Annotated in this window: 24 protein-coding genes and 1 pseudogene; 16 read left to right on the top strand and 9 right to left on the bottom strand. The window is 52.1% G+C overall.

Going from position 1 to position 26,983, the window contains the following annotated elements:
• Positions 1–6 precede the first annotated feature (6 nt).
• The 4 genes from citF to dapB all read left to right on the top strand — a co-directional run bounded on the left by citF (position 7) and on the right by dapB (position 3,965).
• Positions 7–1,527, top strand: a complete 1,521-nt coding sequence (citF, locus tag NA624_RS05280; protein ID WP_000665573.1) for a citrate lyase subunit alpha — start codon at positions 7–9, stop codon at positions 1,525–1,527.
• Entirely contained in the window at positions 1,527–2,078 is a 552-nt protein-coding gene (citX, locus tag NA624_RS05285; protein ID WP_000842877.1) for a citrate lyase holo-[acyl-carrier protein] synthase, read from the top strand. Before citF ends, citX begins: the two co-directional genes overlap by 1 nt.
• Positions 2,056–2,964, top strand: coding sequence for a triphosphoribosyl-dephospho-CoA synthase CitG (gene citG, locus NA624_RS05290; protein WP_001103238.1), 909 nt, complete (start codon positions 2,056–2,058; stop codon positions 2,962–2,964). The genes citX and citG overlap by 23 nt, the downstream gene beginning before the upstream one ends.
• A gap of 179 nt (positions 2,965–3,143) precedes the next feature.
• Complete coding sequence (dapB, locus tag NA624_RS05295; RefSeq protein WP_000544044.1) at positions 3,144–3,965, top strand: 4-hydroxy-tetrahydrodipicolinate reductase; 822 nt, start codon at positions 3,144–3,146, stop codon at positions 3,963–3,965.
• Positions 3,966–4,091: 126 nt separating this feature from the next.
• Here dapB and NA624_RS05300 read toward each other — a convergent pair whose 3' ends face one another.
• The gene (locus NA624_RS05300; protein ID WP_164177341.1) at positions 4,092–4,265 is read right to left on the bottom strand and encodes a hypothetical protein; all 174 of its coding nucleotides are present in this window, start codon (positions 4,263–4,265) and stop codon (positions 4,092–4,094) included.
• Positions 4,266–4,598: 333 nt separating this feature from the next.
• Positions 4,599–4,790 carry a hypothetical protein gene (locus NA624_RS05305; RefSeq protein WP_024134580.1) on the bottom strand — a complete coding sequence of 64 codons (192 nt, stop codon included), beginning with the start codon at positions 4,788–4,790 and terminating at the stop codon, positions 4,599–4,601.
• 213 nt (positions 4,791–5,003) lie between these two features.
• Between NA624_RS05305 and carA the strand changes: the two genes are divergently transcribed.
• The 3 genes from carA to caiF all read left to right on the top strand — a co-directional run bounded on the left by carA (position 5,004) and on the right by caiF (position 10,067).
• Positions 5,004–6,152 carry a glutamine-hydrolyzing carbamoyl-phosphate synthase small subunit gene (gene carA, locus NA624_RS05310; RefSeq protein WP_000597273.1) on the top strand — a complete coding sequence of 383 codons (1,149 nt, stop codon included), beginning with the start codon at positions 5,004–5,006 and terminating at the stop codon, positions 6,150–6,152.
• Between the two features lie 18 nt (positions 6,153–6,170).
• Complete coding sequence (gene carB, locus NA624_RS05315; protein WP_001126323.1) at positions 6,171–9,398, top strand: carbamoyl-phosphate synthase large subunit; 3,228 nt, start codon at positions 6,171–6,173, stop codon at positions 9,396–9,398.
• A gap of 273 nt (positions 9,399–9,671) precedes the next feature.
• Positions 9,672–10,067 carry a carnitine metabolism transcriptional regulator CaiF gene (gene caiF, locus NA624_RS05320; RefSeq protein WP_000333324.1) on the top strand — a complete coding sequence of 132 codons (396 nt, stop codon included), beginning with the start codon at positions 9,672–9,674 and terminating at the stop codon, positions 10,065–10,067.
• Positions 10,068–10,143: 76 nt separating this feature from the next.
• On the opposite strand, the gene caiE is transcribed toward caiF, so the two are convergent.
• The 6 genes from caiE to caiT all read right to left on the bottom strand — a co-directional run bounded on the left by caiE (position 10,144) and on the right by caiT (position 17,328).
• Entirely contained in the window at positions 10,144–10,740 is a 597-nt protein-coding gene (gene caiE, locus NA624_RS05325; RefSeq protein WP_000122860.1) for a carnitine operon protein CaiE, read from the bottom strand.
• A gap of 109 nt (positions 10,741–10,849) precedes the next feature.
• A complete protein-coding gene (gene caiD / locus NA624_RS05330) occupies positions 10,850–11,635 on the bottom strand; it encodes a crotonobetainyl-CoA hydratase (protein ID WP_000004378.1) in 786 nt (261 codons plus the stop codon).
• 53 nt (positions 11,636–11,688) lie between these two features.
• Entirely contained in the window at positions 11,689–13,242 is a 1,554-nt protein-coding gene (caiC, locus tag NA624_RS05335; protein WP_000355822.1) for a crotonobetaine/carnitine-CoA ligase, read from the bottom strand.
• A gap of 62 nt (positions 13,243–13,304) precedes the next feature.
• A complete protein-coding gene (gene caiB, locus NA624_RS05340) occupies positions 13,305–14,522 on the bottom strand; it encodes an L-carnitine CoA-transferase (protein WP_001016206.1) in 1,218 nt (405 codons plus the stop codon).
• 111 nt (positions 14,523–14,633) lie between these two features.
• Positions 14,634–15,776: a crotonobetainyl-CoA dehydrogenase gene (gene caiA / locus NA624_RS05345; protein ID WP_000347134.1), complete on the bottom strand. Its 1,143-nt coding sequence runs from the start codon at positions 15,774–15,776 to the stop codon at positions 14,634–14,636.
• Positions 15,777–15,810: 34 nt separating this feature from the next.
• Positions 15,811–17,328: an L-carnitine/gamma-butyrobetaine antiporter gene (caiT, locus tag NA624_RS05350; RefSeq protein WP_000787073.1), complete on the bottom strand. Its 1,518-nt coding sequence runs from the start codon at positions 17,326–17,328 to the stop codon at positions 15,811–15,813.
• Positions 17,329–17,808: 480 nt separating this feature from the next.
• Between caiT and NA624_RS05355 the strand changes: the two genes are divergently transcribed.
• The 8 genes and pseudogenes from NA624_RS05355 (at position 17,809) to NA624_RS05390 (ending at position 23,671) form a co-directional block, all read left to right on the top strand.
• The gene (locus tag NA624_RS05355) at positions 17,809–18,585 is read left to right on the top strand and encodes an electron transfer flavoprotein FixA (RefSeq protein ID WP_000692181.1); all 777 of its coding nucleotides are present in this window, start codon (positions 17,809–17,811) and stop codon (positions 18,583–18,585) included.
• Between the two features lie 15 nt (positions 18,586–18,600).
• The gene (locus tag NA624_RS05360; RefSeq protein WP_001032188.1) at positions 18,601–19,542 is read left to right on the top strand and encodes an electron transfer flavoprotein subunit alpha/FixB family protein; all 942 of its coding nucleotides are present in this window, start codon (positions 18,601–18,603) and stop codon (positions 19,540–19,542) included.
• Positions 19,543–19,591: 49 nt separating this feature from the next.
• Positions 19,592–20,878 (top strand): FAD-dependent oxidoreductase, encoded by a 1,287-nt coding sequence (locus NA624_RS05365; protein WP_001287767.1) that lies wholly within the window; start codon positions 19,592–19,594, stop codon positions 20,876–20,878.
• On the top strand, positions 20,875–21,162 hold the full coding sequence (gene fixX, locus NA624_RS05370; protein WP_000203736.1) for a ferredoxin-like protein FixX: 288 nt from the start codon (positions 20,875–20,877) through the stop codon (positions 21,160–21,162). Before NA624_RS05365 ends, fixX begins: the two co-directional genes overlap by 4 nt.
• Positions 21,163–21,309: 147 nt before the next feature.
• Positions 21,310–22,650 (top strand): MFS transporter, encoded by a 1,341-nt coding sequence (locus NA624_RS05375; RefSeq protein WP_001136169.1) that lies wholly within the window; start codon positions 21,310–21,312, stop codon positions 22,648–22,650.
• An 88-nt stretch (positions 22,651–22,738) separates the two neighbouring features.
• Positions 22,739–22,969 (top strand): YgdI/YgdR family lipoprotein, encoded by a 231-nt coding sequence (locus NA624_RS05380; RefSeq protein ID WP_001172089.1) that lies wholly within the window; start codon positions 22,739–22,741, stop codon positions 22,967–22,969.
• Between the two features lie 26 nt (positions 22,970–22,995).
• Positions 22,996–23,090: pseudogene (locus tag NA624_RS05385) on the top strand (glutathione-regulated potassium-efflux system oxidoreductase KefF); the annotation flags it as partial.
• A gap of 164 nt (positions 23,091–23,254) precedes the next feature.
• Complete coding sequence (locus NA624_RS05390) at positions 23,255–23,671, top strand: hypothetical protein (RefSeq protein ID WP_000767275.1); 417 nt, start codon at positions 23,255–23,257, stop codon at positions 23,669–23,671.
• A 223-nt stretch (positions 23,672–23,894) separates the two neighbouring features.
• Here NA624_RS05390 and srfN read toward each other — a convergent pair whose 3' ends face one another.
• Entirely contained in the window at positions 23,895–24,185 is a 291-nt protein-coding gene (srfN, locus tag NA624_RS05395) for a DUF1471 family virulence protein SrfN (RefSeq protein ID WP_000745957.1), read from the bottom strand.
• Between the two features lie 898 nt (positions 24,186–25,083).
• On the opposite strand from srfN, the gene NA624_RS05400 reads away from it, so the two are divergent.
• On the top strand, positions 25,084–26,973 hold the full coding sequence (locus NA624_RS05400) for a sulfatase-like hydrolase/transferase (RefSeq protein WP_000066316.1): 1,890 nt from the start codon (positions 25,084–25,086) through the stop codon (positions 26,971–26,973).
• Positions 26,974–26,983: the final 10 nt, after the last annotated feature.

The raw sequence follows: 26,983 nt of genomic DNA on the forward strand, positions 1-26,983 counted from the left end.
GGAACCATGAAAGAGACTGTAACCATGCTCAACCAGCAATATGTCGTACCGGAAGGATTACAGCCCTACCAGGGGGTAACAGCGAACAGCCCGTGGCTTGCCAGCGAAACGGAAAAGCGTCGGCGTAAAATTTGTGACTCGCTTGAAGAGGCTATTCGTCGTTCCGGGCTTAAAAATGGCATGACGATATCCTTCCACCATGCGTTTCGTGGTGGCGACAAAGTCGTCAATATGGTGATGGCGAAGCTGGCGGAAATGGGATTCCGCGATCTGACGCTTGCCTCCAGCTCATTAATTGATGCCCACTGGCCGCTTATCGAACACATTAAAAATGGCGTGGTGCGGCAGATTTACACCTCCGGGCTGCGCGGCAAGTTAGGGGAAGAGATCTCCGCTGGCCTGATGGAAAACCCGGTACAGATCCACTCTCACGGTGGCCGCGTAAAACTGATTCAGAGCGGTGAGCTGAATATTGATGTCGCTTTCCTCGGCGTGCCGTGCTGCGACGAATTTGGTAATGCGAACGGTTTTAGCGGCAAGTCACGCTGCGGCTCTTTGGGGTATGCGCAGGTTGATGCGCAGTACGCTAAATGTGTGGTGCTCCTGACTGAAGAGTGGGTCGAATTCCCCAATTATCCGGCCAGTATCGCGCAGGATCAGGTTGATTTGATCGTGCAGGTGGATGAGGTAGGGGATCCGGAAAAAATTACCGCGGGCGCGATTCGTCTGTCCAGTAACCCGCGTGAACTGTTGATCGCCCGGCAGGCGGCCAATGTGATCGAACACTCGGGCTATTTTTGTGACGGTTTCTCGCTGCAAACCGGCACCGGTGGCGCATCTCTGGCGGTCACCCGTTTCCTGGAAGACAAAATGCGTCGCCACAACATTACGGCGAGTTTTGGCCTGGGCGGGATCACCGGCACCATGGTGGATCTGCATGAGAAAGGGTTGATCAAAGCGCTGCTGGATACGCAATCATTCGATGGCGATGCAGCCCGTTCGCTGGCGCAGAATCCACATCATATTGAAATCTCAACCAATCAATACGCGAACCCCGCCTCTAAAGGCGCGGCATGCGAACGCCTGAATGTGGTGATGCTGAGCGCACTGGAAATTGACGTGAATTTCAACGTTAACGTGATGACCGGTTCAAACGGCGTACTGCGTGGCGCATCGGGCGGCCATAGCGATACGGCAGCAGGGGCCGATCTCACCATTATTACCGCACCGCTGGTCCGTGGCCGAATCCCATGCGTGGTGGAAAAAGTGCTGACCACCGTCACGCCTGGGGCAAGCGTTGATGTGCTGGTTACCGACCATGGTATTGCAGTGAACCCTGCGCGTCAGGATCTGCTTGATAACCTGCGTGCTGCGGGTGTGGCGCTGATGACCATCGAACAACTGCAACAGCGCGCTGAGCAACTGACCGGTAAACCGCAGCCGATTGAGTTTACCGATCGGGTGGTGGCGGTGGTGCGTTATCGCGACGGTTCAGTGATTGACGTGATTCGCCAGGTTAAAGGCTGATGAAGAGCACAGATCTGCTGTACCAGGGCCAGGCAGTTACGCTGGAGGAGATGCTACAAGCGCGCGATAAACGTGCCGCCAGGCAGCGTCAGGCGTTGAACTGCTATCGGCTACCGTTGATTTCCCTCACGCTGGTTGCACCGGGCGCCGTTAAAAACTCAGCGGTCTGGCGGCGTGTCGCCGATTACGCAATTGCCGAAATACTGGCGCTTTGCGAACAGAAGGAGTGGGTCAACGTCTGGGAAATGCAGGTAAATGAACGCAGCGGCCCGGAATGGATGGCAGCGGTCTGTGCGCCGGCAATGGCGTTGAAACAGCACATGTCGACACTAGAGATGAGCCATCCGTTAGGGCGGCTTTGGGACATCGACATTATTGATAGCGACGGTAAGTCGCTATCACGCCGTGAACTCGGGCATCCTGCCCGGCCATGTTTGATATGCCAGCAGGATGCTCATCTCTGTGCCCGGGGCAAGCATCACACCCTTGACCTTTTGTTGGATGAAATTGCACGAAGGATTGAATGCTATGAACGTGAGCGTTGTGACTGAACGGCGTACGCCAGCGTACTCATCGCTGGCGGCTGGCGAACTTAATGGGTTGGTTGCAAGAGCGCTGCTGACGGAAGCCAGGCTGACACCAAAACCCGGTCTGGTCGATATTCGTAATTCGGGAGCGCATAGGGATATGGATCTGGCGGCATTTGAACGTAGCACTACCGCCATTGCTCCGTGGATGGAAAAGTTTTTTATCATGGGCAACAACACGGCGGCGCTGGCGGCAGAAAATGTCCTGGTGATGCTGCGTCCGCTGGGGATGGCCTGTGAGAACGATATGCTACAGGCGACCAATGGTGTGAATACCCATCGCGGGGCGATTTTCGCTTTTGGCCTGCTGAGCGCAGCGATTGGCCGACTTCTCGCGCGGGGAGAACCGTTGGAGCAAAATCGTATCTGCGACCAGGTTGCCCGCCTGAGTCGGAATATTGTTGCCCACGAGCTCTCAGCAAAAAAAGCGGGAAAACTGACAAAGAGTGAAACCCATTTCCAGTGCTATGGCCTGTCGGGCGCGCGGGGAGAAGCGGAAAGCGGTTTTCGAACCGTCAGAACGCAGGCTTTGCCGGTGTTTAACCGGGTCGTGCAGGAGCATGACGATACCCATCTTGCCCTGCTGCAAACATTGTTGCATCTGATGGCGTGGAATGATGATACCAATCTGGTGTCACGGGGAGGCCTGGAAGGGCTTTACTACGTGCAGCAGCAGGCACAAAAATTGTTGTGGCAAGGGGGCGTATTGGTTGAGGGGGGCATTGAAGCGATGCAGTCCCTCGATGATGAACTCATCCTGCGTAACTTAAGCCCTGGCGGTAGCGCGGATTTACTGGCAGTGACCTGGTTTTTAAGTCATTTTCCTGCCGGTTCCCTCTATCCTGAGTAAGTTTCTCTTCTTTCATTCTCTCCAGCAATGATTCATCCTGCGGGATGAATCATGTCTTTTACTGATATCGCTCCCTGTTTATCATTAATTTCTAATTATCGGCGATTTTAGATGGCGGCCTCCGGGCGCGCTGGTTACTCTGAAAACGGTTTACGCAATTTTTACAAAAGAGAATAGCTATGCATGAAGCACAGATCCGCGTTGCGATTGTCGGCGCCGGTGGCCGCATGGGACGGCAGTTAATCCAGGCCGCCATGGCGATGGAAGGTGTTCAGCTGGGTGCCGCGCTGGAGCGCGAAGGCTCTTCATTGCTGGGTAGCGATGCGGGCGAACTGGCAGGCGTGGGGAAAACGGACGTCATCATTCAAAGCGATCTGGCGTCGGTCAAAGATGATTTCGATGTTCTGGTCGATTTTACCCGTCCTGAAGGCACACTGGCGCATCTGGCATTCTGCCGTAAACATGGTAAAGGGATGGTGATTGGTACTACCGGCTTTGACGACGCCGGTAAACAGGCCATTCGCGAGGCGTCGCAAGAGATTGCGATCGTTTTCGCCGCAAACTTTAGCGTCGGCGTTAACGTCATGCTCAAGCTGCTGGAGAAAGCCGCGAAGGTAATGGGCGACTACACCGATATTGAAATTATTGAAGCGCACCACCGCCATAAAGTGGATGCACCGTCGGGTACGGCGCTGGCAATGGGCGAGGCAATCGCCGGGGCGCTGGATAAAGATCTGAAGGACTGCGCGGTCTACTCGCGTGAAGGTTATACCGGCGAGCGCGTACCGGGAACGATTGGCTTTGCAACCGTTCGGGCGGGCGACATCGTCGGCGAACATACCGCGATGTTTGCCGATATTGGCGAGCGCGTAGAGATTACGCATAAAGCTTCCAGCCGCATGACGTTTGCAAATGGCGCGTTGCGATCGGCATTATGGCTAAAAACGAAGAAAAATGGGCTATTTGACATGCGGGATGTGCTGGGACTGGATGTACTATAACGACTAAATACCTTCGTGATGTGGTTGTGGTAATCAAGATTAATTGATTACAAAGGGCAATATATTATTGCCCTTTTGTTTTTTGCCCCCCGGTTATTCGGTCAGATAAATAACGCCTTTCACCATTCATGTTTCGACAGTTTCTTCGCCCACGATATGTTCTGCCGTTGTTTTCGCGTTAAGAATAGTCAGTTTAAAGACATCCGGGCCAACGGCATCCATTTGCGTGACGTAATTGCCATTACGATAAATGCGGTTAATTAGTCCTTCAGGCGCATCGGTACGGGCCATTACGTTCAACGGGAAAAATACTGCCTGAACTGATGTTAGTCATATTCAGCCGCAGTGGCTTACCGTATGCAAAAGGCACCTCGACCAGACTGATAAGACTGATATCCATCGTGGGGTTAGCGCTGTTCCTCGGGGGCGTTTTATCTCTTTTGTTTCAATAGGTTAGCTTTTTTATGCTGTAGTGAGGCTGGTTGTGGTTCAATCGTATGCGCTAGTCTTAAAGAAAAAGAAGTTAGACCTTTATATTGCGATTGTGATTCTCATTACATTATCTTAATTTGCTGTTTTTTGTTGATTTTTTGATGTGTTTTATTTGTTTTTATTTTTATAACAGATTGATTTTTAAAATATTTTTTTTATTAGTTTGCTTAATTTTGAATTTTTTATTCGTTTGATAGAATTAATGGCTATTAAACGAATTTTTATCGTTGTTTTTTGTTGTTTTAATGTGAAATTTGACCATTTGGTCCACTTTTTATCGTTCCAGTCAGCTTTTTTCGAACTCAAGGAAGCGCAAGCGTTTTCTATCGTCACTTAGTTGATCTTTTTGCCTCTTAAATAGGATAACTTACTTATAATGTGCAAAATAACATAAAAAACACCCTCTTTAAGTTGACTTTTATCCGGCTTAACTTCAGAATGCCGCCGTTTGCCAGAAATCCACGGGTAAGCAAATTTGCATTGCTTCATACTGACTGAATGAATTAATATGCAAATAAAGTGAGTGAATATTCTCTGGAGGGTGTTTTGATTAAGTCAGCGCTATTGGTTCTGGAAGACGGAACCCAGTTTCACGGTCGGGCCATTGGGGCAACGGGTTCGGCGGTTGGGGAAGTCGTTTTCAATACTTCAATGACCGGTTATCAAGAAATCCTCACTGATCCTTCCTATTCCCGCCAAATCGTCACTCTTACTTATCCCCATATTGGTAATGTCGGCACCAATGAAGCCGATGAAGAATCTTCTCAGGTACATGCACAAGGTCTGGTAATTCGCGACCTGCCGCTGATTGCCAGCAACTTCCGTAACACAGAAGACCTCTCTTCTTACCTCAAACGGCATAACATTGTGGCGATTGCTGATATCGATACCCGCAAGCTGACGCGTCTGCTGCGTGAGAAAGGTGCACAGAACGGCTGTATCATTGCAGGCGATAGCCCGGATGCGAAGCTGGCGCTGGAAAAAGCGAAAGCATTTCCTGGACTGAACGGTATGGATCTGGCGAAAGAAGTGACCACGGCGGAAACCTACCGCTGGACGCAGGGGAGCTGGACGCTGAAAGACGGTTTACCGGAAGCGAAATCTGAGGATGACCTGCCGTTCCACGTGGTGGCCTACGATTTTGGCGCCAAGCGCAACATCCTGCGTATGCTGGTGGATCGCGGCTGCCGCCTGACGGTGGTGCCAGCGCAGACCTCTGCTGAAGAGGTGCTGAAAATGAACCCGGACGGCATCTTCCTGTCGAACGGCCCTGGCGACCCGGCGCCGTGCGACTACGCCATCGAGGCGATTAAGAAATTCCTCCAGACCGACATTCCGCTATTTGGCATCTGCCTCGGCCATCAACTGCTGGCGCTGGCGAGCGGTGCGAAGACCGTTAAGATGAAGTTCGGCCATCACGGCGGCAACCATCCGGTAAAAGATATGGACAGAAACGTGGTGATGATCACCGCGCAGAACCACGGCTTTGCGGTGGATGAAGACTCGCTGCCAGCCAACCTGCGCGTGACCCACAAGTCGCTGTTCGACGGCACCCTGCAGGGCATTCACCGTACCGATAAACCGGCGTTCAGCTTCCAGGGCCACCCGGAAGCCAGCCCCGGTCCGCACGATGCTGCACCGCTGTTCGACCACTTTATCGAGCTTATTGAGCAATACCGTCAGTCCGCGAAATAATCAGGAGTAATAAGAGCCATGCCAAAACGTACAGATATAAAAAGCATCCTGATTCTGGGCGCGGGCCCGATTGTTATCGGTCAGGCGTGTGAGTTTGACTACTCCGGCGCTCAGGCGTGTAAAGCGCTGCGCGAAGAGGGTTACCGCGTCATTCTGGTGAACTCCAACCCGGCCACCATCATGACCGACCCGGAAATGGCCGATGCCACCTACATCGAGCCGATTCACTGGGAAGTGGTGCGCAAAATCATTGAAAAAGAGCGTCCGGATGCGGTGCTGCCGACCATGGGCGGCCAGACAGCGCTGAACTGCGCGCTGGAGCTGGAGCGGCAGGGCGTGCTCGAAGAGTTCGGCGTCACCATGATTGGCGCCACCGCCGACGCCATTGATAAAGCCGAAGACCGTCGTCGCTTCGATATCGCGATGAAGAAAATTGGTCTCGACACCGCGCGTTCCGGTATCGCGCACACTATGGAAGAAGCGCTGGCGGTTGCCGCTGACGTGGGCTTCCCGTGCATTATTCGTCCGTCCTTTACCATGGGTGGCACCGGCGGCGGTATCGCTTACAACCGTGAAGAGTTCGAAGAAATCTGCGAACGCGGTCTGGACCTCTCGCCAACCAACGAGCTGCTGATTGATGAATCGCTGATCGGCTGGAAAGAGTACGAGATGGAAGTGGTGCGTGATAAAAACGACAACTGCATCATCGTCTGCTCTATCGAAAACTTCGACGCAATGGGTATCCATACTGGGGACTCGATCACCGTGGCCCCGGCACAGACGCTGACCGACAAAGAATACCAAATCATGCGTAACGCCTCGATGGCGGTACTGCGTGAAATCGGCGTCGAAACCGGCGGTTCTAACGTCCAGTTCGCAGTGAACCCGAAAAACGGTCGTCTGATCGTTATCGAAATGAACCCGCGCGTCTCCCGCTCCTCGGCGCTGGCGTCGAAAGCCACCGGTTTCCCGATTGCCAAAGTGGCCGCCAAACTGGCGGTGGGTTACACCCTTGACGAACTGATGAACGACATCACCGGCGGGCGTACTCCGGCCTCCTTCGAGCCGTCCATCGACTATGTAGTTACTAAAATTCCGCGCTTTAACTTCGAGAAATTTGCCGGTGCCAACGACCGTCTGACCACCCAGATGAAATCGGTTGGTGAAGTGATGGCGATTGGCCGCACGCAGCAGGAATCCCTGCAAAAAGCGCTGCGCGGCCTGGAAGTGGGCGCTACCGGCTTCGACCCGAAAGTCAGCCTCGACGACCCGGAAGCGCTGACCAAAATCCGCCGCGAGCTGAAAGACGCGGGCGCCGAGCGTATCTGGTACATCGCCGATGCTTTCCGCGCAGGCTTGTCTGTGGATGGCGTGTTCAACCTAACCAACATCGACCGCTGGTTCCTGGTGCAAATTGAAGAGCTGGTGCGTCTGGAAGAGAAAGTGGCTGAAGTCGGGATTACTGGCCTCAACGCCGACTTCCTGCGTCAGCTCAAGCGCAAAGGGTTTGCCGATGCGCGTCTGGCGAAACTGGCGGGCGTGCGCGAGGCGGAAATCCGCAAGCTACGCGACCAGTATGACCTGCATCCGGTCTACAAACGCGTGGATACCTGCGCGGCGGAATTCGCCACCGATACCGCCTACATGTACTCCACTTATGAAGATGAGTGCGAAGCGAACCCGTCCGTTGATCGCGATAAAATCATGGTCCTCGGCGGCGGCCCGAACCGTATCGGCCAGGGCATTGAGTTTGACTACTGCTGCGTCCATGCCTCGCTGGCGCTGCGCGAAGACGGTTACGAGACCATCATGGTCAACTGTAACCCGGAAACCGTCTCCACCGACTACGACACTTCCGACCGTCTGTACTTCGAGCCGGTGACGCTGGAAGACGTGCTGGAAATCGTGCGTATCGAGAAGCCGAAAGGCGTGATTGTACAGTATGGTGGCCAGACGCCGCTGAAGCTGGCGCGCGCGCTGGAAGCGGCAGGCGTGCCGGTTATCGGCACCAGCCCGGACGCCATCGACCGCGCGGAAGACCGTGAACGCTTCCAGCATGCGGTTGACCGTCTGAAGCTGAAGCAACCGGCCAACGCCACCGTCACCGCCATTGAACAGGCTGTCGAAAAAGCGAAAGAGATCGGCTACCCGCTGGTAGTACGTCCTTCTTACGTGCTGGGCGGTCGGGCGATGGAAATTGTCTACGACGAAGCCGACCTGCGTCGCTACTTCCAGACCGCAGTCAGCGTCTCTAACGATGCGCCGGTACTGCTGGACCGCTTCCTTGATGATGCGGTTGAAGTGGACGTGGACGCTATCTGCGACGGCGAAATGGTGCTGATTGGCGGCATTATGGAGCACATTGAGCAGGCTGGCGTACACTCCGGCGACTCCGCCTGTTCCCTGCCAGCCTACACGCTGAGCCAGGAAATTCAGGACGTGATGCGCCAGCAGGTGCAGAAGCTGGCTTTCGAGTTGCAGGTGCGCGGCCTGATGAACGTGCAGTTTGCGGTGAAAGACAACGAAGTCTATCTGATTGAAGTCAACCCGCGTGCGGCGCGTACCGTACCGTTCGTCTCCAAAGCCACCGGCGTGCCGCTGGCGAAAGTAGCGGCGCGCGTGATGGCCGGCAAATCGCTGACCGAGCAGGGCGTGACCCAAGAAATTATCCCGCCGTACTACTCGGTGAAAGAAGTGGTGCTGCCGTTCAACAAATTCCCCGGCGTTGACCCGCTGTTAGGGCCAGAAATGCGCTCTACCGGGGAAGTGATGGGCGTCGGTCGTACCTTCGCGGAAGCGTTCGCCAAGGCACAGTTGGGCAGTAACTCCACGATGAAGAAACAGGGCCGTGCGCTGCTCTCCGTTCGCGAAGGCGACAAAGAGCGCGTGGTGGATCTCGCGGCCAAGCTGCTGAAACAGGGCTTTGAGCTGGATGCCACTCACGGTACGGCGATTGTGCTGGGCGAAGCCGGTATCAACCCGCGTCTGGTGAACAAGGTGCACGAAGGTCGTCCGCACATTCAGGACCGCATCAAGAATGGCGAATATACCTATATCATCAATACCACCGCAGGCCGCCGCGCGATTGAAGACTCCAGGGTGATTCGTCGTAGCGCGCTGCAGTATAAAGTGCATTATGACACCACGCTGAACGGCGGTTTTGCAACGACGATGGCGCTCAATGCCGATGCCACCGAGAAGGTAACCTCGGTGCAGGAAATGCACGCGCAGATCAAAAAGTCGTAAATAAAGAGTCCGGTGGATATTGCTCTAACCGGACCTGTAATATAATTCTGAAAGGGTTTCTGTAAAGAAACCCTTTTTTTATCTTGCGTAAGGTCATTCCTGGAGAAGTCCGTTTCCGTAACCACATTTTCTATGTAATAAGCACGATATTGCTCACACTAATCAATATTTAAGTCGCATACTATCTTGCATATCCACAATTTTAATATGGCTTAGTTTTTATTAGTTTGGACAGGCCGTAGCCAGATTTTTAATTTGTGAAATGGTGTGCTTATGTGTGAAAAATATGTTGAAAGACCGCTTTATTTGTTAATTGCTGACTGGATGATGGCAGAGAACCGATGGATCACGGCCAGGGAGATTTCCCGTCAATTTGATATTGAACACTGCAAAGCAATTAATACGCTCTCCTATATTCTGTCAGAAGTGGGAGAAATTGTTTGTGAAGTGAAGATGATCCCTAACCAGATTGCAGGACGAGGCTGCCAGTGCCAGCGTCTGGTGAAAGTCGTGAGTATCGACTCTCAACTCTATCGCCGATTGAATCATAATTTGCAGGAAAGAAAAGTGAGCGTGGCGAAAGCGCCGCGACTGTCTGCCGTTCCCCCCACAGAGCTAAACCGTGAGCAGAAATGGCAGATGATGCTCTCCAAGAGTATGCGTCGATAATTGTCTGTTTACCTGCTGGCGGGGTAAACGGTAATTGACGCGTAGGCCGGATAAGCGTGAGCGCATCCGGCATCAATTACTGTGCTGATTTTGGCTTCACGTCCGTCGTGCCTTTCAGGCGCGGTCGGTTTTCTTCGACCTGCGTTAACGGCTTCGTTTCAGATAACCCCGTTCGACAGCGGACCGCAAGATCCTGATATTCTTTGGTGTTGAGGCGTTTCCAGTGCAGCTCCTGATCCGTAACCTGGCGTAGTATGCGCGCCGGTGAACCCACCAGCAGTTGCCTTGCCTCACCCTGAAATCCGGCTTTGACAAAACTCATGGCGGCGACAATGCTCTCTTCGCCAATCACTGCGCCGTCCATAATGACGCTATTCATGCCGACCAGGGCGTCCCGTCCCACCACGCAGCCATGTAGAATAGCGCCGTGGCCGATATGGCCGTTTTCATGCACGATGGTATCGGTATCGCAGTAGCCATGCATAATGCAGCCATCCTGCAGATTAGATCCTGCCTCCAGGATCAGGCGACCATAATCCCCACGCAATGACGCGAGTGGGCCAATATAAACACCAGCACCCACGATGACATCGCCAATCAGCACGGCGCTGGGATGGACAAACGCGTCCGGGTGCACCACCGGGATCAGTCCTTCAAAGGCGTAATAGCTCATGGTTGTACCTCGGTTTTTTTGCCGGATGGCGGCGTAAACACCTTATCCGGCCTACGGTTGCGCATGTGCTGTAGGCCGGATAAGCGAAGCGCCATCCGGCATAGTCACATTAACGACCCTTCCACACCGGATCGCGTTTTTCGGCAAATGCCTGCGGTCCTTCGAGCGCATCTTCTGAATGCAGTACCGACGGATAATGCTTCAGTACGCCGCTGCGGATGTAGCGGTAGCCTTCTTCTACCGGCATTTCGCTGGTCGCGCGATAAATCTCTTTCAGCGCCGCGATAGCCAGCGGGGCGCTATTGACCAGTTGTTGCGCCAGTTCGCGCGCGCTCTCCATCAGTTCGCTCTGGCTGACAACGCGGTTCACGATCCCCCAACGCAGCGCTTCTTCGGCGCTCATTCGTCTGCCGGTCATCACCATTTCGTTGACGATAGCCGGTGGCAGCAGCTTAGGCAGACGCAATACGCCGCCGCTGTCAGGCACGATGCCGAGCTTTGCTTCCGGCAGCGCGAAGCTGGCGTTTTCGGCGCAGACAATAAAGTCTGCCGCCAGCGCCAGCTCAAAACCGCCGCCAAACGCGTAGCCGTTCACCGCGGCGATAACCGGCTTATCGAGGTCAAATATTTCGGTTAAACCAGCAAAGCCGCCGGGACCAAAATCGGCATCCGGCGCTTCACCTTCCGCTGCCGCTTTTAAGTCCCAGCCAGCAGAAAAGAATTTCTCACCGCCGCCGGTAATGATTGCTACGCGTAATTCCGGATCGTCACGGAAATTAAGAAAAGCTTCACCCATTGCAAAGCTGGTTTTGGCGTCAATGGCATTCGCTTTAGGTCGGTCGAGGGTAATTTCCAGGATCGGGCCGTTACGGGTCAGATGTAATGACTCACTCATAGTTCATCTCCAGATAAATAGTTTTCCGGCGGGAGGGATTCCTGCCGGAAGGTTTATTTCAGATTTTTTTTGATTATTTTTCCTGAACAGTTGCGCGGCAGGTCAGTTCTGATCTCCATAAAAGAGGGAACCTTGAATTTCGCCATATTGTTTTCGCAGAAGCTGAAAAACTCGGCCTCGCTTAATGTTTCACCTTCATTAAGGACGATAAACGCTTTAATGGCTTCATCACGGATCGCATCTTTAATACCGACCACCACAATGTCCTGAATTTTCGGATGTGCAGAAATAATATTTTCCAGCTCGACGCAGGAGACATTTTCTCCGCCACGTTTAATCATGTTGCAGCGTCTGTCGACAAAATAGAAATAGCCATCCTCATCCTGGTAACCCGAATCACCGGTATGTAACCAGCCCTCTGGTTCCAGCGCCCTGGCGGTTGCTTCCGGCTGCATGTAATACTCTTTGAAGATAGTCTTGCCGGGGATGCCTTTAATACAGATTTCGCCAATTTCTCCGGCGGGCAGCGGGCGATTTTGATCGTCGCGAATTTCAGCTTCATAGCTAAAACCCACGCGACCAATGGAAGGCCAGCGCCGTTTGTCTCCGGGACGGTCGCCAATAATTCCGACAATGGTTTCAGTCATACCGTAGGAGGTCAGCAGCCTGACGCCAAAGCGTTCGGTAAAGGCGTCTTTTTCCTGCGCGGATAGATTGAGATAGAACATCACTTCGCGCAGATGATGCTGCCTGTCCGTTGGTGCGGAGGGCTGAACCATCAGCGTGCGGATCATCATCGGAATGCACTCGGTCACCGTCGCCTGATATTTACGTACCTGATCCCAGAAGGCCCTGGCGCTGTACTTTTCCAGGAGCACAAAGGTGCTGCCGGCGGAAAAGGCTGGCATTGCGGCGGTACACTGGCAGTCGATATGAAAAGCGGGCATCACCGTCATGTACACGTCATCATCGCGCAGGGCGATTTGCCAGGCAGAGTAGTAGCCTGCAAAACGCAGGTTATAGTGGGTAATCACCACCCCTTTTGGACGCGAGGTGGTACCGGAGGTAAACAGAATTTCCGCCGTATCGTCAATGGATAACGCGGGCGTATAGCACAGCGTGGCCGACTGGCGTGCTTGTAGTTGGGTAAAGTGGCTCACGCCATCGTCAGCCGGAAGCTGCTCGCCAATCAGACAGATATGATTAAGCGGAGTGCTATTGTCCTGGCGTATTTCACGGTACATAGGATAAAACTGGGCGCTGGTAACCAGCAGACTCACCTGGCTGTTTTGCAGGATCCAGGCGCTTTCTTCGCCCAGTAAGCGGGCATTAATCGGCACCATAATGGCGCCGATTTTTGCCAGTCCAAACCAGCAAAAGATGAATTCCGGACAGTTATCCAGATGCAGCGCGACCCTATCACCCTTGCGGATCCCTAAGGAGTAAAAAAGGTTCGCCGTGCGGTTAATCTCTTCATTGAGCGAAGCATAGCTAAACTGCCGAACGACTCCCTCACAGGATTCGAAAATTAACGCCGTTTTATCTCCGTACACCCCGGCCAGGTCGTCCCACATCTGACGTAAGTTTTGTCCGCCAACGATATCCATATTGCTTTATCCACTGAAATCAGGCGTGAGCGCTAACCGGAAAACCGATTAGCGCATCGCGTTTAATCCTCAACTTTGGCCAGGCCTTTGCCGACCAGTTCCTTAATATCTGCTTCGCTATAACCAATGTTTTTCAGAATGGCGGCGGTATCCATGCCGTGTGACGGCATGCCACGCCAGATTTTCCCCGGGTTGTTTTTAAATTTCGGCATGATGTTCGGCCCCTTACAGGTGCGACCGTCCATTGTTTGCCACTGAGTAATCGATTCGCGGGCAACGTACTGCGGATTACCTTCCAGTTCCGGAATGGTGAGCACCTTCGCACAGGCGATATTCAGCTCAGCAAAACGCGCCTGAACGTCGGCGATGGTATGTGCTGCCAGCCAGGCGTCCAGTTTCTCTTCGACGAGCGGGCCGTAAGGGCATTCCACGCGATGGATGAGCTGCGTGCCTTCCGGAACTTCTGGCGTACCGAGAATGTGGGCCAGGCCAATATCTTTAAAACACTCGTTGATTTGCGTGATGCCGACCAACTCCATGACGATGTAACCATCGGCGCATTTATACAGGCCGCAACCGGCGTAGTAGGGGTCTTTCCCTTTCGTCATACGTGGACAGATTTCGCCGCCGTTGAAGTAGTCCATCATGAAGTACTGACCCATGCGCAGCATCACTTCGTACATCGCGATATCGATGCTTTCACCTTTACCCGTTTCGCGTACTTTGTGCAGGGCCGCCAGCGCGGCTGTCGTCGCGGTCATCCCGGAGAAGTAATCGGCGGTATACGGGAAGGCTGGCATCGGCTGATCAACGTCGCCGTTTTGGATCAGATAACCACTGAATGCCTGCGCGATGGTGTTATACGCCGGAAGATTGGTGTACTCCTCGGTACCAAACTGGCCGAAGCCGGAAAGGTGGGCGATAACCAGTTTCGGGTTATGTTCCCACAGCACTTCATCGGTAATACCGCGGCGGGCAAAGGCCGGACCTTTACTGGCTTCAATGAAAATATCGGTGGTTTCCATCAGCTTCAGAAACGCTTCCCGGCCTTCATCTTTGAAAATATTCAGCGACAGGGCGTGCAGGTTACGGCGTGAGAGCTGCGGATAGTTAGGCTGCACGCGGATGGTATCGGCCCATGCGACGTTTTCAATCCAGATAACCTCAGCGCCCCACTCGGCGAACATCTGTCCGGCGAACGGACCGGCGATTTCGATTCCTGAAAAAACAACGCGTACCCCAGCAAGCGGGCCAAAGGTTGGCATTGGTAAATGATTCATCATTTTTCTCCTGGCATTTTTTGCGGTATGTAGGCCGGATAAGCACAGCGCCATCCGGCATGATTGCCTGATGGCGACGCCCCGCGTCTTATCAGGCCTACAAGGGATCGATTAGCGGTATTGCTTGAGTACCGCACGACCCAACGTCAGGATCTGCATTTCGTCAGAACCACCAGAAACACGGTCAACGCGCAGGTCACGCCAGAAACGCGTGATGCGGTGGTTGCCCGCGATACCAACACCTCCCAGTACCTGCATGGCGGTGTCTACCACTTCAAACGCGGCGTTGGCGCAGAAGTATTTGCACATTGCTGCGTCGCCGGAGGTAATCGTGCCGTTATCTGCTTTCCACGCGGCTTCCAGCAGCATATTTTTCATGGAGTTCAGTTTGATCGCCATATGCGCAAACTTCTCCTGAATCAGCTGGAAACGACCAATAGCTTCACCAAACTGCACGCGTTGATTAGCGTAACGCGCCGCGTCTTCAAAAGCGCACATTGCGGTACCGTAGTTGGTCAGCGCGACGAGGAAGCGCTCATGGTCAAACTCTTCTTTCACGCGGTTGAAGCCGTTACCTTCCCGACCGAACATGTCTTTTTCGTCCAGTTCAACGTCATCAAAGGTGATTTCACAGCAGCTATCCATGCGCAGACCGAGTTTCTCCAGTTTGTTGACCTTGATACCCGCTTTGCTCATGTCCACAAACCACTCGGTGTAAACCGGTTTATCCGGCGATGCACCGTCTCTCGCCATGACCACGATGTACGGGGTATAGGCGCTACTGGTGATAAAGCACTTACTGCCATTGAGATAAACCTTACCATTTTTGCGTGTATAAGTGGTTTTCAGACTACCAACATCCGATCCCGCTCCCGGTTCGGTGATAGCAGAGTTCCACATCTGCTTACCGGTGCCCCGGAAGGCCATGATTTTATCAATTTGCTCCTGAGTCCCTTCACGCAGGAAAGTGTTAAAACCTCCCGGCAATTGGTACAACACGTAAGTTGGCGCGCCAAGACGTCCCAGTTCCATCCAGACGGCGGCGACGGTAACAAAACCCGCTTCCAGACCGCCGTGTTCTTCCGGGATCAGCAGGCTATCAATACCCATATCCGCCAGCGCTTTTACAAAACGCTCAGGGTAGACGCTGTCACGATCGCACTCGGCAAAATAAGCTTCCCAGTTCTCACTGGCCATCAGTTCGCGAATACCGGCGACAAACAGCTCCTGTTCGTCATTTAAGTTGAAATCCATCTTTCAGCCTCTTGATCAATTGGGTTAATAAGAATTACTTGTCTTTCCAGTGCACTTTGGCGTCTTTAATAAAGGACAGCGTCACCATAATGTTGACGAAGAACAGCGGGCATCCTCCGGCGATAATCGCGGTCTGAATCGGCTTCAACCCACCCAGCGCCAGCAGAACGATACCGATGATGCCGACCAGCACCGACCAGCCGATACGCACTAACAGAGGCGGCTCTTCACCATCGCGAACTTCACGACAGGTCGACATCGCCAGGGTGTAAGAGCAGGCGTTAATCAGCGTGACGGTGGCAATAAAGCAGAGGATGAAGAAGCCCCACATGGTGGCGGTGCTGAGCGGCAAGGCGGCCCAGGTTTCGATAATGGCGCGCGCCACGCCGTGTTGTTCAATCAACTGCGGAATGTTGAGGATGTTTTTATCCATCAGCAGCAGCGTGTTGCTGCCCAGCACTGTCCACAGGATCCAGGTAGACGCGGTCAGACCCATCACCATCCCGAAGCACAGTTCACGTACGGTACGACCACGGGAAATACGGGCCAGGAAGATACTCATCTGGATGGCGTAAATAACCCACCACGCCCAGTAGAAAACGGTCCAGCCCTGCGGGAAGCCGCCTTTACCGATGGCGTCGGTATAGAACAGCATCCGTGGCAGGTGCATTAACAGCATCCCGACGGAGTCGGTGAAGTAGTTCATGATGAAGCTGGCGCCGCTGACGATAAACACCCAGCCGAGCATCAGGAAGCTCAGGTAGCTACGCACATCGCTGGCGATTCTGACCCCTTTTTGCAGGCCGCAGGCCACGCAAATCGCGTTCAGAATGATCCAGCAGGTAATGATGATGGCATCCAATTGCAGCGTATGCGGAATACCGAACAGCCATTGCATACACTCGGTGACCAGCGGGGTAGCCAGACCGAGACTGGTGCCCATCGCGAAGATCAGCGCCACCAGGTAGAAGTTATCGACGATGGTACCGAACAACCCTTTCGCATGCTTTTCACCGACGAGCGGTACCAGCGTGGAGCTGGGACGGATGACATCCATCTTGCGTACAAAGAAGAAGTAGGCGAAGGCCACGGAAAGGAAGCTATAGGTTGCCCACGGTAGCGGCCCCCAGTGGAACAGGCTGTACGCCAGACCTATCTCTTTCGCGCCGGTGGAGTTTGGTTCCAGGCCGAACGGCGGGGTGGAGATATAGTAGTAGATCTCAATAGAGCCCCAGAACAGAACCGCAGCGGATGTACAGGAGGCGAACATCATGAAAATCCAGCTGGCGGTGCTAAACTCCGGTTTTTCGTCACCTAATCTCTTTTTGGCATAGGGGCCAAAAACCAGCCAGAACCAGCCGAAGAGCATGACGACCATATACCATTCAAATGCCCAACCCCAGACGTTGGTGACATAACTGAATACCGCATTAATAACGACGTTAGCGGCATCAAGATCTCTGACTGTTAGCCAGCAAAGTATCCCGACAATTATTAATGGCGGAAAAAAAACCTTCGGTTCAATTCCCGATTTTTTCTTTTCATTTTTCATAAGTGAATTCCAGTGTGAAAACGAAATTTATTTAGCGTGCCAGTCCATGAACGTTTGTTTATTTATTATTAATGATTTGTTGATAAGTTTTTAACCTCTGGGACGCCTCAATGAGTAACTCATGATGGGTATTCACTTCGGGTGATTCTGTTATCTTCGTCACACTTTTTTGCGTTGATTATTTTGTGTCTAAATTTTGATTTTTGCTTTATTTATCAATTTGTTGGTTGTGGTTTTTTAACTTTTTTAAGTATCTGACGTTCAATATTGTTGAGCCAGCAAACAATATTGAAAATTTTCATATTTGGCATATTTCTTTCAATATTGGTGAGGTGCGTAACACTATTGAAAGTTACGAATATCAATGTGTGACATTTTCAATATTGGTGATTAAGGTTTTATTTCCGAATTAAAGAGCGTGATATCTGTATTTAACACCGCCGATATAAATACGTTTCCTTCATGATTTCTGGAGATGCAATGAAGATAATTACTTGCTACAAATGCGTACCTGATGAGCAGGATATTGCGATTAATAATGCTGACGGAACACTCGATTTCAGCAAAGCGGATAGCAAAATCAGCCAATATGATCTGAATGCAATTGAAGCTGCTTGCCAGTTAAAACAGCAGTTGGGAGACGCTCAGGTTGTCGCCATGAGCGTTGGCGGCAAAGCGCTGACTAATGCAAAAGGGCGCAAAGATGTCCTCTCTCGTGGCCCTGATGAACTGATTGTGGTCATTGACGATCAATTTGAGCAGGCGCTGCCGCAACACACCGCTGCCGCGCTGGCCGCTGCCGCGCAAAAATCAGGTTTCGATCTACTTATCTGCGGCGACGGTTCTTCCGATCTTTATGCTCAGCAGGTTGGTTTGCTGGTGGGCGAAGCGTTGAACATTCCGGCGATTAACGGCGTGAGTAAGATCCTCTCTCTTACCGACAGCACATTGACGGTAGAACGCGAACTGGAAGATGAAGTTGAAACGCTGAGCATCCCGCTCCCGGCGGTGATCGCGGTTTCCACCGACATTAACACCCCACAAATCCCTTCGATGAAAGCCATTCTTGGCGCGGCGAAAAAACCGGTTCAGGTCTGGTCGCCTGCGGATATCGGGCTGAACAGCGTACCCGCGTATTCCGCACAACAGGTTGCCGCACCGAAGCAGCGCGAGCGTCAGCGTGTGGTGATTGAAGGTGAAGGTGAAGGTGAAGAACAAATCGCCGCGTTTGTCGAGAATCTGCGCAAAATCATTTAATTATCAGGGGATGTTATGAACAAATTTTCCAGTGTCTGGGTATTCAGCGATACCCCTTCTCGTCTGCCCGAACTGATGAGTGGCGCGCAGGCTGTAGGTGAAAAAGTTAACGCGTTCGTACTGAACGAAGCGGATAGCGCGACAGCATGTCACTTAGGCGCGGATCATGTCTGGCTGCTCAGCGGCAAACCAGAAGACCGCATGATCGAAGACTACGCTGCTGCGATGGCTGAGACTATTCGTCAGCATAGCGAGGGCGGCGCGGTGCTGCTGCCGAATACGCGTCGGGGCAAGCTGTTGGCGGCAAAGCTGGGCTATCGCTTGTCGGCTGCGGTTTCCAACGACGCCAGCGACGTCGCCCTGCAGGATGGAAAAGCGGCGGTTAAACATATGGTCTACGGCGGTCTGGCGATAGGGGCAGAGACCATCGCTTCGCCGTTTGCCGTGATCACACTCAGCAGCGGAACGTTTGACGCACAACAACCGGATGCTTCCCGCAGCGGCGAGATGCACACCGTGCAGTGGCAGGCTCCGGCCACTGCCGTGACCCGCACCGCAACCCAGGCGCGTCAGAGCAACAGCGTTGACCTCGACAAAGCGCGTCTGGTGGTCAGCGTGGGACGCGGCATCGGCAGCAAAGAGAATATCTCGCTGGCCGAAGCGCTGTGCCAGACGATTGGCGCCGAGCTGGCCTGTTCTCGCCCGGTGGCGGAAAACGAGAAGTGGATGGAGCACGAGCGCTACGTCGGTATCTCCAACCTGATGCTCAAGCCTGAACTGTATCTGGCGGTGGGGATCTCCGGGCAGATCCAACACATGGTCGGCGCCAACGGCGCGCAGACGATTTTCGCCATCAACAAAGATAAAAACGCGCCAATCTTCCAGTATGCGGATTTTGGCATCGTTGGCGATGCGCTGAAGATCCTGCCTGCGCTGACGGCTGCCTTAGCGCGATAAACCATTTCGGGCAGGATGCGAAGGTATCCTGCCGCTGACAGGAGTACGTATGTCCGAAGATATCTTTGATGCCATCATCGTGGGTGCAGGTCTGGCCGGTTCGGTTGCGGCGCTGGTGCTTGCTCGCGAAGGTGCACAGGTGCTGGTTATCGAGCGCGGCAATTCTGCTGGCGCGAAGAATGTCACCGGTGGGCGCTTGTATGCACATAGCCTGGAACGCATCATTCCCGGCTTTGCGGATCAGGCCCCCATTGAACGCATGATCACCCACGAAAAACTCGCCTTTATGACCGACAAAGGGGCGATGACGATGGATTATTGCAACGGCGAGGACGCCGCATCGTCGCAGGTTTCTTATTCCGTTTTGCGCAGTAAATTTGACGCCTGGCTGATGGAGCAGGCCGAAGAGGCGGGGGCGCAACTGATCACCGGTATTCGCGTCGATAACGTCGTTCAGCGTGATGGCAGAGTCGTGGGTGTGGAAGCCGATGGCGATATTCTGGAAGCCAAAGTCGTAATCCTCGCTGACGGGGTGAATTCTCTGCTGGCTGAAAAGCTGGGCATGGCCAAACGCGTTGAGGCATCGCATGTTGCTGTCGGCGTGAAGGAACTGATCGAATTGCCGAAGTCGGTCATTGAAGATCGTTTCCAGTTACAGGGCAACGAAGGTGCCGCCTGTCTGTTTGCCGGAGCGCCGACCGATGGTCTGATGGGCGGTGGCTTCCTGTATACGAATGAAACAACCCTTTCCCTGGGGCTGGTCTGTGGACTTCATCATCTGAAAGACGCGAAAAAATCGGTCCCGCAAATGCTGGAAGATTTCAAACAGCATCCGGCAGTTGCGCCGCTGATCGCCGGTGGCAAGCTGGTGGAATATGCCGCACACGTTGTACCCGAGGCGGGAATGAATATGCAGCCTGAACTGGTGGGCGATGGCGTACTGATTGCCGGGGATGCTGCCGGCATGTGTATGAACCTCGGCTTTACCATCCGTGGTATGGATCTCGCCATATCCGCAGGCGAAGCGGCGGCGAAGACGGTGCTTTCGGCGATGAAGCGCGACGATTTTAGCAAGCAATCGCTGGGGGAATACCGTCAGCATCTGGACGAAGGTCCGATGCGCGATATGCGTATGTACCAGAAACTGCCGGCTTTTCTTGATAATCCCCGCATGTTTACCGCTTATCCCGAAATGGCGGTCAATATCGCGCGCGACCTGTTCACCGTGGATGGCTCCGCGCCGGTGCCCATGCGTAAAAAAATCCTGCGCCATGCGAAGAAAGTGGGCTTCATCAACCTGATGAAAGATGGCCTGAAAGGAGTGACCGTATTATGACATCTCCCGTTAATGTGGACGTCAAACTGGGCGTCAATAAGTTCAATGTGGATGAAGACAGCCCGCACATCATTCTCAAAACCGATCCTGATAAACAGGCGCTGGAGGTGCTGATTAAGGCCTGTCCGGCGGGACTGTATAAAAAGCAGGACGACGGCAGCGTTCGTTTTGATTACGCCGGGTGCCTGGAGTGCGGAACGTGCCGGATCCTCGGCCTTGATACGGCGCTGGAAAAATGGGAATACCCGCGCGGGACGTTTGGCGTGGAGTTCCGCTACGGCTAATAAGTACGAAGTTGTGCCCCCGTTGGCCGGATAAGATGCGGTAGCGCCGCCATCCGGCAATCATGTGGCGCCAATGCCGGATGGCGGCGGAAACGCCTTATCCGGCCTACAGATGACGCTTTGCCCGTGTTGAAACAGGACATCACCATGCCGCAGCCCAGGAACTTTGACGACCTTAAATTCTCCTCCATCCATCGCAGAATTATGCTGTGGGGAAGCGGCGGCCCGTTCCTTGATGGCTACGTGCTGGTGATCATTGGCGTGGCGCTGGAACAACTGACGCCGCTATTGCACCTTGATGCTGAATGGATTGGCGCGCTCGGCGCGGCTACGCTTGCCGGACTGTTTATCGGCACCTCGTTGTTTGGCTATATTTGCGATAAAGTCGGGCGGCGTAAAATGTTCCTGCTTGATATTATCGCTATCGGCGTTATCTCCGTGGCGACCATGTTTGTTTCCACGCCGCTTGAATTGCTGGTGATGCGCGTTTTAATTGGCATTGTTATCGGCGCGGATTACCCTATCGCCACTTCCATGATTACGGAGTTTTCCAACACCCGCCAGCGCGCGTTCTCCATCGGTTTTATCGCCGCGATGTGGTACGTCGGCGCGACCTGCGCCAACCTGGTGGGTTACTGGCTGTATGACATGGAAGGCGGCTGGCGCTGGATGCTTGGCAGCGCCTTTATCCCGTGCTTAATCATTTTGATTGGCCGCTTTGACCTGCCGGAATCGCCACGCTGGCTATTGCGAAAAGGACGGGTAAAAGAGTGCGAACAAATGATGATCAAACTGTTCGGCGAACCGGTCTGCTTTGACGATGAGCCGCCGCAGGAGACCCGCTTCCTGCAACTGTTTAATCGCCGTCATTTCCCGTTTGTACTGTTCGTTGCGGCTATCTGGACCTGTCAGGTAATCCCGATGTTCGCTATCTATACCTTTGGGCCGCAGATCGTCGGGTTACTCGGCTGGGAGCAGGGGCGCAACGCGGCGCTCGGCAATGTGGTGATTAGCCTCTTTTTTATGCTGGGCTGTATACCAGCGATGTTCTGGCTAAACAGTATTGGCCGTCGCCCTCTGCTTATTGGCAGCTTCGCCATGATGACTATCGCGCTGGCACTGCTGGGGCTGGTGTCAAATCTGGGCATCATACTGGTCGTGGTGGCGTTTGCGGTATACGCCTTCTTTTCCGGCGGGCCGGGCATACTGCAATGGCTTTATCCTAATGAACTCTTCCCGACGGATATTCGCGCTTCGGCCGTGGGGGTCATCATGTCATTAAGCCGCATCGGAACCATTGTCTCCACCTGGGCATTACCGATTTTTATTACTCGTTACGGCATTAATAACGTCATGCTGATTGGCGCGTTGATTTCGTTAGTCGGGCTTGGCGTATCGGTGATGTTTGCCCCGGAAACCCGCGGCTTGACGCTAACACAGACCGGAAACATGACTTTGCGCGGAACGCCATCGGATAACCCTCGCTAAGAGTGTTCTGCATTTCTCCCTGCTTTTCGCCAATAACGCTACAGTTAACAGTCACATGCTAAAACAACTGAAAAGCAGGGAGAACACCATGCAAAAACGTCTTATGACCGCACTGTTTACCGCAGCAACACTATTCACCGTCGCAGGATGCTCTTCTAACCAGGCCGTTGAAACCACGGATGGCAAAACTATTGTCACCGACGGGAAACCCGAGGTCGATAACGATACCGGTATGGTGTCTTACAAAAACGCCGCCACCGGGAAAACCGAACAGATTAACCGCGATCAGCTGAAAAATATGAGCGAGCTGGATAATTAATTCAATTTTTTCTGGTTAGCCGCTCAATAATATTCTCTCTTTATGCGCATCCATTTATTCCCATGCGAATAAACGGATGCCTGAACAGGCAGGGACGCCGGAAAACGTCGAAATACGTTCGCCCGTGTTCCCGCTTTCCCCACCGCGCTGTCCGCTTACATGAGGTTACCCTCATCGACATTTCTCTGAACAGCGGCTCAACATTTCCCGGAAAAAAACATATCGCAGGGCATTTATCCTTATGATTAGGTATAAATGATGAGGTATAAGGAACAGGAGTCTGTAATGAAACTAATACCTTTTTATTTGCTCGCGCTATTTTCTGCCGCCTCCGGGGCTACGGAGATAAACGTCTGCAAAGACCTGATCGGAACATGGAAAACCACGGCAGATAACCCGCCTTATACCATGACAATATCGCCGCCAGTAGAAAGTTGCGGGGAAAAATGTGTGAAACTGAACGTGCAGTATGAACTTGACGTGACTCACCGCAACGCGCTTTATTGCCATGAAGGACAAGAGGGGGTAAAAGGGCAGGGACCCATGGTGATAGCATTTGAAGGGGCGTATGGTGGACACGCTATTGGAACCTATAACCGACAGCTGCAATTACTTTGGGCTGGCGTAATACCGAAAAATAAAAAGGGGAAATGGATAACGAAAATGGAAAATTACTGGTTCAGGCAGGTAAAAGCGCACTAAATATTACCTTAAAACAGCCCGCAAAACCGTCTTATTCACGAAGGGCTTACTGCCTGCGCGCGCCCATTCCAACGGCTTGCCTGCCCCGGATGAACTGTTGATAAAAAAGAGGGCCAGCATCTGTTTCCAGACGGCCCTGAGTGGATTGTGACGGAACATGGCACCTTGCTGGCGCTCTCTTATTATTTCATGCCTGTGCCCTCGTTATGGCGCAATCAGAGCTTTATTTCGTCGCATCGTTATAAACTTCGGCAACGGCTTCAAAATTCGGACCATGCTCACGTGCAGCGATAATATGGTAATATTTTCCGCCTTTCGCATCGGCTAATGCTGACAGTTTTTCGCGTAGATCAGAGGGTGAGGAAATCTGCCCGCCACTCTGGGACACATTTATGGTGCCGACCTTAACCAGTTTGAAGTGGCTGATTTCTTGCTTAGAGACCTGCTCTGCCGCAAGCGTGCTGAATGAAGCAACCGTTGCCAGTAATGCGGCGGCAATAATGCGTTTTTTCATGGTTCTGTTCCTGTTGCATTGATGATAAGGTTTGCGCAATATCAGTAATCCGTAACGAAATTATTTATCCCCTTCATACTTCAGGTTGCTTACGGGTTGGCTACGGATTACTCGGCCCACCTATGGGCCTCGCCCTGACGGGCCGTCGCACGCGACGTTCAAATCTGCTCCCGGCAGATTTGCCGCTCACCCCAGTCACATAATTATCTATGCTCCAGGGGACTCACTCCCTTGCCGCCTTTAAGCAACTCGAATTATTTTGGGTATATAACCTCGGTTGATTATCTGAAAATAGACTTATTTGGTGTGACCGTCTTATATCTTGTTATAGTCACCTCTTTATGTTGTTGTCAATGTAAAATAATGCACTGTCAGTTAAAAAGAAACTTAACCCCCTGTAAATAATAGTTTTTATATTATTTCTTGTAATGACGGAATTTTTATTGAATCACGCGGCAATACGCTAGTTTTATTCATAAGCAACATAACAGAATTGAGTTATGTTTTAATTTCCCAGAGTGATATTACCGGTTGTATGTCTATGGTTGCGCGGCCTGTTACTGATAGTGTTTCTTTCGGGGAGATTTTCTTGTAGCGGCATAGGGTAATCACCGTAGCTGAAGGGAAAAGGCACGAACACAGCGCTATAGAGTATGTTTAATAATGTATTTTTTTATGAAGTAATGTCTGCAGTTGTATCTCTAAAATAAAAATAATGAGCTTTTCATCTAAATAATTTTTCAGTGAATTATGGTTATTTATTAATATATTTCTAATTTGAAATACAAATCAATTTATAACACATATTCTTACCCGGAAGGCATTGATACATATCCACGCTTCCTCGTACAGTAATAAATGAATATGTGATAAAGTTACTGACTACAGGTATAATAATATGAGTAATAAAAAAAATCTGTCCGCAGAAGAGACGGATCTTACGCGTAGGAAACTGTTAACCAGCGCCGGTATTCTTGCCGCCGGCGGTATGCTATCCGGCGCGGTAAAGGCTGATGAAAAATGCGCCGTCAAGGCGAAACCGGCGTGGGATAAACCGTTTACCGGCGAAATCCCGGAAAAATTGCCAGAAGGATATAATATTCTGTTAGTCGTGACCGACCAGGAGCGTTTTTTTCCTACGTTTCCTTTCCCGGTACCCGGCAGAGAGCGGCTCATGAAAACGGGGGTGACATTCTGTAATCATCAGAATACCAGTAATGTCTGCACGCCTTCCCGCTCCGTATTGTATACCGGCTTACATATGCCCCAGACAAAGATGTTTGATAATCTGGGATTGCCCTGGATGCCTTATGACCTTGACCCCGCTCTTGGAACCACAGGCCATATGATGCGGGAACTGGGATACTATACGGCCTATAAAGGTAAGTGGCATCTTACAGAAAAACTGGAGAAGCCTTTGCCTGACGAAAAAGATGAGGATATTGATGTCGGGGATATTCCTGAACCAGAATTACATAAAATTATGGAAAAATATGGTTTTGCTGACTATCACGGCATCGGCGATATTATTGGCCATAGTAAAGGCGGCTATTTTTATGATTCAACCACCACGGCTCAGACTATAAATTGGTTAAGATGCAAGGGGCAGCCCTTGAATGACCAACACAAGCCCTGGTTCCTGGCCGTTAACCTCGTTAATCCTCATGACGTCATGTTTATTGATACCGATAAAGAGGGAGAAAAGGTACAGTGGCGTGGCGAGTTGGATCAGGATGATAATACCCTGGCGCCCACGCAGCCGCCGGAAAACGAGCTTTATCAGGCAAGCTGGCCGAACTATCCGCTGCCGGCAAACAGGCATCAATCATTCAATGAGCAGGGAAGACCGCCGGCGCATCTTGAATACCAGACGGCGCGCGCTGCGCTGGAAGGGCAGTTTCCTGATGAAGATCGTCGTTGGCGTAAACTGCTTGACTACTATTTCAACTGTATCCGCGATTGTGATACTCACCTTGACCGGATATTAAATGAACTTGATGCCCTCAAGTTAACTGATAAAACGATTGTTGTATTTACTGCCGATCATGGCGAATTAGGCGGAAGCCATCAGATGCACGGTAAAGGCGCTTCCGTTTATAAAGAACAGATCCATGTACCGATGATTATTTCCCACCCGGCGTACCCCGGTAATAAGAAATGTCAGGCGTTGACCTGTCATCTTGATATCGCGCCGACATTAGTTGGGCTGACCGGTTTGCCGGAAGAAAAACAGCACCAGGCGTTAGGCAACCGCAAAGGCGTTAATTTTAGCGGATTGCTAAAAAACCCGGAGGGCGTTGCGGTTAATGCGGTGAGAAATGCCAGCTTATATTGCTATGGCATGATCTTGTATACCGATGCCCATTATCTCCACCGCGTTATCGCGCTACAAAGAGATAAACAAAAAACGGTGGCGCAAATCAAGCAGGAAATATCCCATTTGCATCCTGATTTTAGCCATCGTTCAGGGACGCGGATGATTAACGATGGCCGTTATAAGTTTGCGCGTTATTTCTCGCTAAGGGAGCATAATACGCCGGAAACCTGGGAGGATCTTATTAAGTACAACGATCTTGAACTTTACGATCTTAAAAATGATCCCGATGAGAACCATAACCTTGCTGCTGATAAACAGAAATATCAGGATCTCATTCTTACGATGAATGAAAAACTGAATAAAATTATCAAGGACGAAATTGGCGTGGATGACGGTAGTTTTATGCCGGATGCGGCCCGTGAGCCGTGGGATCTTACTATTGAGCAATTTAACCGCATGGCGAAAGATTAAGAGCCTGACC

The sequence above is a fragment of the Salmonella sp. NW38 genome (assembly GCF_051807745.1).
Taxonomy (GTDB): domain Bacteria; phylum Pseudomonadota; class Gammaproteobacteria; order Enterobacterales; family Enterobacteriaceae; genus Salmonella; species Salmonella enterica.